This is a genomic window from Helicobacter sp. 11S02629-2 (assembly GCF_002272875.1).
In the GTDB taxonomy this organism is placed as follows: Bacteria; Campylobacterota; Campylobacteria; order Campylobacterales; family Helicobacteraceae; genus Helicobacter_I.
This window is the reverse complement of sequence record NZ_MLAN01000005.1, coordinates 118,728-130,868: the sequence shown is the minus strand read 5'-3', so window position 1 is coordinate 130,868 and position 12,141 is coordinate 118,728. Positions and strand designations below refer to the sequence as shown.

Here is a 12,141-nt window from a genome sequence, read left to right as displayed (position 1 = left end):
CATTTTGCATAGACTGAGTTATCTCTTCTATAGCAGTAGCAGATTGTTCTAAAGAAGAAGCTTGTGCATTAGAGCTAGTTGATAGATTAGTAATTTGTGTATTTAGCTTTTTAGCTTCTTCATTAAGTAAAGAAGCAAAGCTTAAAGAACTTTTTAACATCTTTCTTATTTCTTCTCCTAAGGCATTAGTTACTCTTTCTACACTACCTTTATTAGCTATATTACCTTTATCATCTAATACAGAAGTAGAGAAGTCTAATCTAAGATAGCTATCAAATACTCTTTCTATTTCATTCATATTACTTCCTATCTTAGTTTCTAATACATCTAACATATTATTAAGTACATCTTTAAGTTCTAGTAATTGAGGATTAGCAGGGTTTTTAGTTATACGTATACTTAGATTACCTTCTTCTATAGTCTTAGCTACTTCTAGGGCTTGTGATACTGCTGAAGAGTCTTTGGAGAGAGAAGATTGGATATTAGTAATATTAGAGTTTATTACATTAGCCATTATTTTAAATTCATCTTTAGACTTGATGATTAAGGCCTTTGGAGCATCGGCTTTATGATCCAAAAAGGCAAAAAACTGAGTTAAATGTAACTCTATAGCTTTTAAAGGCTTAAGTTGATAGCGCATAGCAAAAAGCATGATTAAACTTCCTATAACAACTATTAAGATTCCAACTATGATAAGCAACCATATAGAAAACATAAGCGTTCCTTGGTACTCAGCCGGATCTGTAGTTATACAAATCTTATAGTAGTTTGTGAGACTACAAAGCCCTAAGTACTCTTTACCCTGCCACTTGAAGTTAAAAGTATCAGAACCTACTTGATTAAAGCCTGCTTCTAATTTGCCTATAAGATTCTTTGCTTTTTCGTTTTCAAGGCTAACTAAGCTTTTATCTTGGGAGTAGATCATATTTGCAGTATCAGGATTGTAGATAAAGATCTGACTAAAGTCTGAGATATTATAGTCATCCAAACTTTTAGCTATGCTAGATACTGGCAAGTCATTACCAACTATGGCTACAACTTTGCCATCTCTCACCACTGCTTTTGCAAAAGTAACATTTAAAATGCCATCATAGTCTTTGTAGAGATCTGTTTTTATAACATCGTTTGGATCTTTTAGTGCCCTTATATAGTACTGTTTAGCTTTTGGATGATATTCATCTTCTTTCATTATAAGTGTTTCTTTGCCCTTAATAGCTAGACCAACACTTAAGTCACTCATCCTTATAACCCATGCATTATCCACAGCGGAAAAGCGTACTACATTATCAAGATAAGCTTTTAGGTCTGCATCAGTATCCATATCATTATCTGTCACATTTTCGCTTAACTTGGACAAAAAGTCTTTTATGTTATCAGTCTGCCTATCAAAATACAAAGCTGCAGGACCTATCATCTCCTCTTTTCCGCTATTTAAAAAGCTAAGTATATTAGAGCGGAAGTTTACAACTGCAACTACCATATAGATGATGACACCAACTATTAATATAATAGAAGCAAGTAGTGAAACCTTAGCAGATAAACTCTTCATAATAAATCCCCTTTTTTGTAAATATTAAGCTTAGATACATTATCTTTTATATCACCCTGCCAGATAGCAGAGATACATGCTATTAAATCCATATCTTTAAATAAGGCTACATTTGCTTGATTAATGCCACCTATAACACAAACTGGTATTTTTAACTTCATTTTAGCTTCTAAAGGCACTTCTAATGGGCAACTTTTAGCTAGAGGCTTAGTTGGTGAGTTAAACATAGCACCAAATGCAACGTAGTCTGCCCCCAAAGATTCCATCCTCTTAGCCAAGCTTAAGTTAGCATAGCAGCTAACTCCTATAATGCCTTTATAGTCTTTTCTTAAAGCTTTAAAATTACTTTCTTCATAGTCTTCTTTGCCTACATGAAGACCGTGCACTATCTTTTCACCTAGCTTTAAAGCTAGCTTTACTCTGTCATTTAATATAAAGAATGCATCATATTGTACGCAAAGCTTGCTTAGATCTTTTATAAGCTTTTCTAAATCGCAATCTTTACTTTCTTTATCTCTAAGCTGAAAAACTTTTACTCCGGCCTTTAAAGCCTTTTCAAGCTGGGTAGGCAAGGAGTCTTTAGGAGTAAGAATAAAATCACTTATAGCATAAAGCCCTTTTAAAGTTTTAGTGCTTTTGGATTCCATACTTTGAAATGTTTTTTATTTACTTAAGTGCATCTTTTACACTTATATACTCTAAGCCAAAGGCCTCACTAACGCCCTTATAAGTACACTTACCATCAACTGTATTAACCCCTTCAAGTATGGCATTATCACTAAGGGCTGCTTCTTTAGCTCCAAGATTTGCTATCTTTAATCCAAAACTTAGGGTTGCATTATTAAGTGCTACTGTTGAAGTTTTAGCTACAGAGCCCGGCATATTAGCCACACAGTAGTGTATCACTCCTTCTATCTCATAGATTGGGTCATCGTGAGTTGTAGGCTTAGAAGTTTCAAAACAGCCTCCTTGATCAATTGCCACATCAACTATAAGAGAGCCTTTTTTCATAAGCTTTAAGTCTTCTTTTCTTAGGACTTTTGGTGCTTTTGCGCCGGGGATTAAAACAGCACCTATAACTACATCAGCATCTTTTATAGATTCTAAAATATTAGCCCTTGTGCTATAAAGGGTAGTTAACTTCATATCAAAAAGCCTATCTATCTCTGAAAGCCTTTCAGTGTTAATATCCAGTATAGTTACATTAGCACCAATGCCTACTGCGATCTGTGCTGCATTTAGTCCAACTACACCACCTCCAACTATAACTACTTTGCCTTTTGGAGTACCTGCTACACCACTTAGTAAAGTGCCATTACCATTAAAAGTTTTTTGTATGTATTTAGCAGCTTCTAGCACTGAAAGACGCCCCGCTATCATACTCATAGGAGCAAGACAAGGTAAAGCGTGACCTACTTTGATAGTTTCATAAGCTATGGCAAATATCTTTTTAGCTAGAAGCATATCAGTTAGTTTTTTATCAGCAGCAAGGTGTAAGTAAGTATATAAAGTCTGTCCTTCTTTAAAGAAGTGATATTCTTCTTCTATGGGCTCTTTTACCTTAACTATCATATTAGCTTTTTCAAAAAGTGTCTTTTTGTCTACTATCTTAGCCCCTGCTTTTTCATAGTCTTTATCACTAAAGCCTATAGCACTTCCTGCATCTTTTTCTATTAAAACTTCATGTCCAGCTTCCACGTAAGCGTGTGCACTTGCTGGAGTAAGCCCTACTCTATACTCTCTTACTTTTATCTCTTTTGGACATCCTACAACTATCTTTTGCATTTTTATATTCCCTTTTATTTAGTCTGTTAGCCTTGCTTTGAAATCCAAGGCTTTTTATAACAAAACAACAATCACAAAACGCTTCATAAAACTACACTTTACTTCTATGTATGTTTTGCTAAAAAGTTTCGTGGAAATATATCATAATACGAAATCTAGGCATTACAAGCAATGCTGTATCTTTAATACACAAGAAACCATAAAAACACTTTCTTGTGTTGTATTTTTTACACATATTTTATAGGGGTAATTACTTATATCTTAGGCTAACTAATCAAGTTGCTGCCAACTAGATGATAAGTATAAAGGTTTTAAAAGAAAAGCTAGGGGTTTAAAAATCTTTCTTAGCATGATTTATAATCTTTTGAAGCTAGCTTTAAACCCACTAGTAGCTTTTTTGCTTCTTACGCCTTCATATCTAAGGCTAGTTTTGCTTAACTACTGGCTTTGTTTTGTTTTTATCTTTCATTCCATCCCGTCCCCATTTTATCACCGCTTAAAAATTATCCTGCGTGATTTAGTATAGTTCAAAAATGGTCGTAAATGATTTTAGACTGGATTTATATAGATACTTTCATAGCCTCTAAACTCCCTAAAATAGGGGCTAAAGTTATGTAAAATGATATAAATGTATTCCAAAATTATCATGCGTAATGTTTTAAGCTAAGATTAAGTTTAAAGGGGATTTTATACTGGCGGAAAGAGAGGGATTCGAACCCTCGAAGGCTTGCACCTTACACGCGTTCCAGGCGTGCTCCTTCAACCGCTCGGACATCTTCCCAACAAGAGAGAGGCTAATGCTAGTGGATTAATGTTGAAAAATAGCTTATAAAAAAGCAAATAAGTAGCATAAACTAAAATAAATCTTGTAGAATCCGAACTTATTATCAATATGTCTTAAACAAACAACAAAAAAGGATTCCAAAACAGATGTCTAATATTAAAAAAGTTCAACTAGCATTGATAGCCTTTATAGCACTTGGAACGACATTCATGTCAGCAAATGAAAGAACAATAAGAAGATGCAGTGATGGGATCTGTACTAACTCAAGGGCAGACTACGCACACGACATAGTTACTGCCACTGATAAAACAGGTGTCTTTGTAGGTGTAGAAACTGGTTTTTCTATAGGTCGCTACTATAATAATGGCGGAAACTATCTAGATGACTCTTTAGGTGAGTTTGTAGGCGCAAAGGCTGGATATAACTTCTTTTTTAATAGATACATTGGGCTAAGGGCCTATGGAAGCTACAACTACAGTCCAGTTATAATCATGAAAGATAGCAGATACTTTGTTATGCCTTCAGTACATGAGATGTACTTTAACATTGACGCTATGCTTGATATCTATAGTGCTAATGACTTAAGTTTTGGTGCATTTGCAGGGCTTGGTGCTGGATACATATCAGGTCAAAGAGTGTCTGGCTTTAATGCTGTGGCTAATGTTGGTATAAGCGCTTTGATAAATATAAGTAATAAGTTTGAGATTTTTGCACGTATACCAATACTAAGAAACGACCTTTATGTAAGTGACGCCACTCCAGCTACTGATCCAAATAACTTCATAGCACCTCCAGCAAATGGAAGCTATAGACTTGTAAACATAGGCGTAAGCTACTCTTATGTGTTCTAGTATATAAAACTTAAATAAGATTCTATAAGCTACTTAAAAAGTAAGTGTTATAAAGGTGTATTCAAAACCTTTATATATCCTACTTTTTTAAAATCTTAAGCCTGTGCTTCTTTAACTTCAAAACAACATCTACAAATCACAAAAATATATTTAATAGTTTTAGCACACAAAGCCAAGTAGGAAAGTAAGTGATGTAAACTCACTTTTTAGATGGCACATTATGCATGCTCCTATAAGACTAAAAGAGGTATATTTATGATAAGTATTATCAAGTTATTAATTTCATAAACTAATGACATCTTATTTGCAATTACTAACTACAATAAGTCCCATAATAGCCACTTAGTGCATCTTATATTATAGGTATTTTGAGACTTAAAATGATGCTAAAACATAAAGTAAAAATTACTACAATAAACATGATTTTTATTTGTATTTAAGCTTAAATTTTATTTAGATGATTATTATTATTATTATATTTACACACAGAAAATCTTTTCTTATGTAATATTGTGCAAGATTATAATTACAGGATTAAATATGAAAAAAACATTCACAGTTGTGCTAGTTGGTCAGCCCAATGTTGGCAAGAGCTCACTGATAAACGCTATAAGTGGCTCCAAACTCCGGGTTGGGAACTTCAGTGGGGTAACCGTAGAAAAAGCAGAGGCAAAACTTAATTATGGTGACTATGTAATAGACATTATAGACCTTCCGGGTACTTACTCCTTAAACGGCTACAGTTTAGAGGAAAAAATAGTAAGCGACTTTTTAAAAAACGAAAAATACGACATCATCTTAAACGTTTTAGATTCCACAAACCTAGAAAGAAACCTAGTCTTAACTCTCCAATTAAAAGAACTCAAAAAAAATCTCTTCCTTGCTTTAAACATGACTGATGAAGCACAAAAAGAAGGTATAACTATAAAGTACGACGAACTAGAATCTAAGCTTGATGTAAAAGCTTGCCCAGTTAGTGCAAAAGGTCTTAACATAGACTTACTTTTAAAAGATCTAGTAGCAGCTTATGAATCTTATCAGTCCCAAGACATCAAACCTAAAAATATAGCTGAAAGTAGACTTAAACCAAGCTTTACTAGCTTTACTAAGACTGCGGCCCCTAAAAGGGTAGCTGATAGCGACACACCAACGCCTAGTCTCCTAGCTTCTAATAACCTAAGCTCATATGCCGTACTTGCAAAAAGCGTAGCCAAAGACTGCCAAACACTCCCAAGAACTCGTGCTAGAAATACCCAAAAGATAGATTCTGTAATGCTGCATAAAGTCTGGGGTATACCTATATTTTTAATCCTTATGCTAATCGTCTTTGAGATAGCCTTTGAAGTAGGAGGCTGGCTGCAAGATGTCATACAAGGCTGGATAGACTGGCTTAGCTCTCACGTAGATGTAGTTATCGCTAATGCCACCCTTGCCTCTTTGGTAGGAGATGGGATCATACAAGGTGTTGGAGTTGTTTTAAGCTTCGTGCCACTTATAGTCATACTTTATCTTGGCATCACTATGCTTGAAGGTAGTGGATATATGGCGCGCGTTGCTTTCTTGCTAGATGGCCTCTTTTTTAGATTTGGTCTTCATGGTAAAAGCTTCATACCGTTAGTTACAGGCTTTGGTTGTTCAGTGCCAGCTTACATGGCTACAAGGACTTTACAAAACAAAAAAGAAAAGATGATAACACTTTTTGTTATAGGCTTTATGAGTTGTAGTGCAAGGCTTCCTATCTACTCACTTTTCATAGCAGCCTTCTTCCCTATACGATATGCTGGAATCATCCTCTTTTTTATCTACTTTGGTGGCTCTTTTGTAGCTTTGCTTCTTGCTAAACTACTAAAACTAACTATATTTAGAGGGGATAATGAGCCCTTTGTCATGGAGATGCCAAAGTATAGGATGCCGACTTTAAAAGTTATATGGTTTAGTATCTGGAGTAAGTGCTATATGTATATCAAAAAAGCAGGAACTGTTATCTTACTAGGTGCCATCATAGTTTGGGCTATATCAAACTTCCCAAAAAGCAGTGAGATAGAACACAAGTATGAAACTCAGATAGCCACTTTAAAAACACAAAATGAACAAGCAAAAGCTGCTAATCACCCTTACTTAAAAGAAGATGAGTTAGATGCAAAAGTAACTGACTTGCAAAACCTAGAAGCAGAAAAGCAACTTGACTACAGTATAGCTGGTAGAGTTGGTAAGTTTGTACAGCCTATCTTTGCCCCTATGGACTTTGACTGGCGTTTAACCATATCTCTAATAACTGGTTTTAGTGCAAAAGAGATAGTTGTAAGTACGCTAGGTGTTCTTTACGCTTTAGGTGATAGCGATGATGGTGGTGGCTACAAACTACAACAAGCCTTGCAAAAAAGTATAAGTGTGCCAAGCTCTATAGCCTTTATACTCTTTATCATGTTTTATATACCCTGCTTTGCAGCGACTATTACTTTTGCCCAAGAAGCAGGTCATAGGTGGTACTCACTCTATCTTTTAATCTTTACTACAGTAGTAGCCTACATCTTTGCCTACATAGGCTATCTCATAGCCTCACTTTTTTATCTACACTAGCCTTTAGCTAGCCTTTTAGAGTCTTAAAGTGTGATACCCTCACGCTTTAAAGCTCACTTTAAACTCTCTATACAAGAAATATTGAGATATACTTTTAGTCTCATCTGTCTAATTTTGACTATGGCTTTAAGGGATGCTAAAAAAAGCCTTAAAACTTTTAAAGAGGAAGTGTATAAATGAAAACTATAAAAAAGATAGCTCTTGTAGCACTAGGTGCATCTTTACTTAGCACCTCTCTTTTAAGTGCAAAAGATTCCAAGATGTCTAATCTAGTAAGCATAGAGTTTGGTGCAAAGGCTGGGTTTGACTTAAGAAGGGACTTTAGTCCTAATACTTTTTTTATAAGTCCAAACGTAAAGCCAGTTGATGCTAACTTTAATGACTACTCTACTAGGTTTACTACAGGGCTTTATGTAAGACCTTGGATAGGCACTATAGTGCGTTTTGCGCCTTTTATATCCTTTGACTACTCTTTTGGCCTTATAAACTATCAGCAAAGAGATAGCGTAGTGCAAGCACGTACAAGCAGTGTAGGAAGCACTACAACCACAACTATCACAGAACAAAGAGTAAATAATAATGTCAGATATGACCCAAGGTCTTCAAGCTATGTGCCAACTAATAAAGGCGTGCTAGCTGGAACTGCTGACTATCCTAACATCATGTCTGGTGCCCTTTTAGGCTTTCAAATACCTGCCATTAATGCTACTTTATTTGCAGGGGCTAGCTACTCAGTCTTTTTTAACACCAACGTCTCAAATACTTGGGCTATAAACTATGGCTTTAAGATAAATGTAGACTATGGCTATAACTCTAAAGATGAAAAAAGAGATAGATACGGTCTTCGCCGCTCGCCAATAGTTGGCATAGAAGGAAGCTACCAGCAACCTTATGTCGCCTCAGTTGGCACAAAAGTTCCACTTAATAGAATCCAACTAATACTTGGTATGGAGTACTAAGACTAGCTAGAGGCTTATAAGCCTCTACTTCTTTTATACCATCTTTACAAATGCTTCTATACGCCACTACGAAAGAAGAAGTTAAAGTCTTTATATAGGCGATTATCTTGCCTTCAAGCTAAATACAAACCTACATAAAAATATCTAAAAATTTTAAGATCAGCTTTTATTCTCATTTTATTTGTTAAAATATCTTAACAGTTACAACGCATTATCACAGCAAACTGTTTGGATTCTAAGCTAGATTTAGCCACAGCTATCATCACTAGCAACTATTATTAAAATAGTAGACATACAAACAAAGCCAAAGACCAATAAAGGATAAAAGAGTGACTTTAGAAAAGAAAACATCAAAAGTAGTTATAAGTATAGTCCTACTTGGGGGGCTAAGCAGCCTAGTTAGTGCATCAGATCTTTTTCACTTTGAAGCAGGCGTAGGACTTGGTGCTGATATCAGAAAAGACCTATCATCTCATACAACTTATATAGATAAAAACACAAAGCCAACTAATGCTAACTTTGAAGACTACTCAGCAAGGACTAATATGGGGCTTTATATAAGACCTTGGATAGGCAAAACCTTTCGCTTTGCTCCCTTTGTAAAGTTTGACTACTCAGCTTTAATCTACTCAAACCAACAAGGTGATAATATAATAGCCACGACTAATGGCACACAAAGCACCATAACCACTAATGCAAAGCCAAAACTAGACTATAGCTCTAAGTTTATAAAAACTGACTATGGCGTAGTAGCTGGCACTATAGACTATATAAACTTGATGTATGGAGGCTTGGCTGGAATGCATATAGATTCTATATGGACTACCTTTTTTGTAGGAGCAAGCCACTCTTTATTTTTACAATCAACCATGCATAATACTTGGGCAATAAACTATGGCTTTAAAGTAAACTTACCAAGCTATGGTAGCACTCAAGTCTACTCTACTATAGGTCTAGAAGGCTCTTTTCAAACCCCTTATGTAGAGCAGCTTGGCACAAAAGTGCCACTTCATAGAGTACAACTAACCTTTGGTGTAGAGATATAAAAAGCTAGCTTGGCAATTAATAGAATCTAAGCCTTTGAAACTGTATAAAATCTTAGTCTTTTTATCGCAGCAGCGAGGCTTTTATGTTGATAATATGCAAGTTTATATAAATTTAAAGATGGAATTTTGTTAATAAAATTCCATTTCTAATACTTTGAAGTATAATCAAAAAGATTATAGAGAACGTAGCTATTAAGCTAGTTATCAAAGCTATATAAAGATAGCTAAAAGAGGAAAAATGCAAGTTTATAAACTAACTAAAAACCTTTTTCTTAAAGGCACAAAAAACCCCTTAAAGATAGCCCCCTTCTTAATATCTGATTCCACAAACTACACAATAAAGCAAACTTTAGGACTTTCAAACAAGCAAGCAGTCTGCTTTAAAATTACAAAGGAGTAAACATGAGTAAAAAACAAATAGTTATAAGACCAGAAGATGGAAAAGATTTCAAAGAGGTGTATGAGAAAAGAAAAAAAGGTGGAATCTATAGGCTAAAAGAAAGCTTTTATGAAAAAGAGTTTAGAAAGCTAGAGATAGAGTTAGTAAAACTTCAAAGATGGGTTACTAAAACTGGTCAAAAGATAGCCATCATCATGGAAGGACGTGATGGAGCTGGGAAAGGTGGCACTATAAAAGCTTTAACTAATCACTTAAATCCTCGCGGTGCTAGAGTAGTAGCACTTAATAAGCCGACAGATCAAGAAAAAACACAGTGGTACTTTGCACGCTACATCTCAGAACTTCCTAATGGTGGAGAGATAGTCTTTTTTGATAGGAGTTGGTATAACAGAGCTGGAGTTGAAAAAGTCATGGGCTTTTGTACGCAAGCACAGTATAAAGAGTTCATCTTACAAGTGCCTAATGTAGAACAAATGCTTAATGCAAGTGGTACTATGATATTTAAGTACTTTTTAAATGTAAGTCAAGATGAACAAAAACGAAGGATACTAAGACGCAAAAACGACCCACTTAGAATCTGGAAGCTAAGCCCGATAGATGGGGAGTCTTTAAAGCTATGGGATGACTACACAGAGGCTTTTGAAAAGATGTTTTCAAGAACTCACACAACGCACAGTCCTTGGGTTATAGTGGATTCCACTGATAAAAAAAGAGCAAGGCTTAACATCGCTAGAGACCTACTAAGCCGCATAGACTATGAAGGAAAAGATCAATCAAGTGTATGCTTACTAGCTGACCCTAACATAACCGGGCTTTATGCACAAAACTTTTCTCAAAACACAATGGAACGTGAAAAGATGATAAAAGAAGAAGAGAAAAAAGATAAAGAAGCATCACACCTTAACCACCATAAACACAAACATACTTCAGATGCAACATCTAGCACTGAAAAACACACAAAAGAAAAAGAAGCTAAAGAGGCAAAAAAGTAGCCATGCAAGCGTTTTTAAAGGCTTAGGACTATGAGTAATTTTTGCATTTTAGGTTTTGATAGTAGTGCTGCTTTAGCACTAACTTCTTCTATCGCTAAAGACTATGACGTAGCTTTAAGTCCAAAAGATGACTTTGAAGTCTATGCTAAAGGAAAGAATCTAGATTCTTTTTTTGTTTCCTTAAAAGATCTCTTTGGCACTAAACTAATAGTAGGCAATATATATAAGGCACTATTACACTTACTTAAGTCTCAAAACTTAAGTCTAAGCGTTGCAGAAAGCTGTACTGGAGGCTTGCTAGCTAGTAAGCTAACTGCTATAGCTGGGGCTTCAGAAGTTTTTAAAGGAAGCATCACTGCCTACTCTATAGCAACAAAAGTTGATGTCTTAAAGGTACCAAGAGATGTGATAGAGACTTTTGGCGTCTACTCTGAAGAGTGTGTAAGCCATATGGCAAGGTGTAGTAACGCACTTTTTAAAACTAATCTAGCCATAGCCACAAGTGGTATCTGCTCTCCTATAGACAACCTACCCTACAACCTACAAACTGGCAATGTTTTTATAGCCGTGCTTTTAAAAGGTAGCCTGCCTTTAGTTTCAAAAGAACTTTTTAGCGGAACTAGGATAGAGATACAAAGCCTTTCTTGTAAGCAAGCCATAAGGCTAGCCTTAATGAAGATGTTAGATTTATAATCTAGCACATATCTAAAGGCTAAGTTTTTTAAAGATTCTATTTATTTTACATGCAGCCATTTTGCAAAGCAAATAAGCATTAATAGCAGTAATTCACTAAGTCAAATCACATTCTAACCCATTTCTGAATGACAAAAATGGCATTAAAAAAAGAAAGAGAAGTGTGACTACCAACTTTTCAAAGAAACTTTACTTTGCAAGAAAAAACATACAAATAAGGAAATCTAAAAAAGAAAGTGTTGGAATATGGAATCTAAAAATATATGATTATTTCATGAGTACAAACATCTTCTTACAATGACATAAAATAACCAAGCAATATAATTGTTCCCCTTAGTAATCAAAAAAGTGTGTAATAAAGTCAACTACTATAAACTTTTATGTATAAAAAAGTAATACTATGCATATCTATACATAGTAAACTAAATGAAATCTAAATAAATATTGACATTATATAGTCAACCCACTAGAATAGGTAACACATTACAAATATTACTTTAAA

At 34.9% G+C, this 12,141-nt stretch carries 9 protein-coding genes and 1 tRNA gene; 6 read left to right on the top strand and 4 right to left on the bottom strand.

What is annotated here, in order from left to right:
• The 4 genes from BKH40_RS04730 to BKH40_RS04715 form a co-directional block, all read right to left on the bottom strand.
• Positions 1–1,549, bottom strand: a 1,549-nt coding sequence (locus BKH40_RS04730; RefSeq protein ID WP_095277397.1) for a methyl-accepting chemotaxis protein, incomplete at its 3' end; no start/stop codon positions are given.
• On the bottom strand, positions 1,546–2,196 hold the full coding sequence (locus BKH40_RS04725) for a thiamine phosphate synthase (protein WP_095277395.1): 651 nt from the start codon (positions 2,194–2,196) through the stop codon (positions 1,546–1,548). The genes BKH40_RS04730 and BKH40_RS04725, both read right to left, overlap by 4 nt.
• Before the next feature lie 19 nt (positions 2,197–2,215).
• Positions 2,216–3,334: an alanine dehydrogenase gene (gene ald / locus BKH40_RS04720; RefSeq protein WP_257842516.1), complete on the bottom strand. Its 1,119-nt coding sequence runs from the start codon at positions 3,332–3,334 to the stop codon at positions 2,216–2,218.
• A 693-nt stretch (positions 3,335–4,027) separates the two neighbouring features.
• Positions 4,028–4,115, bottom strand: a tRNA-Ser gene (locus BKH40_RS04715).
• A 149-nt stretch (positions 4,116–4,264) separates the two neighbouring features.
• Here BKH40_RS04715 and BKH40_RS04710 point away from each other — a divergent pair.
• From BKH40_RS04710 to BKH40_RS04685, 6 genes are all read left to right on the top strand, one after another.
• On the top strand, positions 4,265–4,969 hold the full coding sequence (locus BKH40_RS04710) for an outer membrane beta-barrel protein (RefSeq protein ID WP_095277393.1): 705 nt from the start codon (positions 4,265–4,267) through the stop codon (positions 4,967–4,969).
• 540 nt (positions 4,970–5,509) lie between these two features.
• Complete coding sequence (gene feoB, locus BKH40_RS04705; RefSeq protein WP_095277391.1) at positions 5,510–7,549, top strand: ferrous iron transport protein B; 2,040 nt, start codon at positions 5,510–5,512, stop codon at positions 7,547–7,549.
• 176 nt (positions 7,550–7,725) lie between these two features.
• Positions 7,726–8,508 (top strand): hypothetical protein, encoded by a 783-nt coding sequence (locus tag BKH40_RS04700; RefSeq protein WP_095277389.1) that lies wholly within the window; start codon positions 7,726–7,728, stop codon positions 8,506–8,508.
• Positions 8,509–8,837: 329 nt separating this feature from the next.
• Positions 8,838–9,554: a hypothetical protein gene (locus BKH40_RS04695; protein ID WP_095277387.1), complete on the top strand. Its 717-nt coding sequence runs from the start codon at positions 8,838–8,840 to the stop codon at positions 9,552–9,554.
• 402 nt (positions 9,555–9,956) lie between these two features.
• A complete protein-coding gene (gene ppk2, locus BKH40_RS04690; RefSeq protein ID WP_095277386.1) occupies positions 9,957–10,946 on the top strand; it encodes a polyphosphate kinase 2 in 990 nt (329 codons plus the stop codon).
• A gap of 30 nt (positions 10,947–10,976) precedes the next feature.
• The gene (locus BKH40_RS04685; RefSeq protein WP_095277384.1) at positions 10,977–11,639 is read left to right on the top strand and encodes a CinA family protein; all 663 of its coding nucleotides are present in this window, start codon (positions 10,977–10,979) and stop codon (positions 11,637–11,639) included.
• Positions 11,640–12,141 lie beyond the last annotated feature (502 nt).

Excerpts from the sequence above, each read along its gene's own strand:
- BKH40_RS04725 (WP_095277395.1), bottom strand. The coding sequence starts at position 2,196 with ATGGAATCCAAAAGCACTAAAACTTTAAAAGGGCTTTATGCTATAAGT.
- ald (WP_257842516.1), bottom strand. The coding sequence starts at position 3,334 with ATGCAAAAGATAGTTGTAGGATGTCCAAAAGAGATAAAAGTAAGAGAG.
- BKH40_RS04710 (WP_095277393.1), top strand. The coding sequence starts at position 4,265 with ATGTCTAATATTAAAAAAGTTCAACTAGCATTGATAGCCTTTATAGCA.
- feoB (WP_095277391.1), top strand. The coding sequence starts at position 5,510 with ATGAAAAAAACATTCACAGTTGTGCTAGTTGGTCAGCCCAATGTTGGC.
- BKH40_RS04700 (WP_095277389.1), top strand. The coding sequence starts at position 7,726 with ATGAAAACTATAAAAAAGATAGCTCTTGTAGCACTAGGTGCATCTTTA.
- ppk2 (WP_095277386.1), top strand. The coding sequence starts at position 9,957 with ATGAGTAAAAAACAAATAGTTATAAGACCAGAAGATGGAAAAGATTTC.
- BKH40_RS04685 (WP_095277384.1), top strand. The coding sequence starts at position 10,977 with ATGAGTAATTTTTGCATTTTAGGTTTTGATAGTAGTGCTGCTTTAGCA.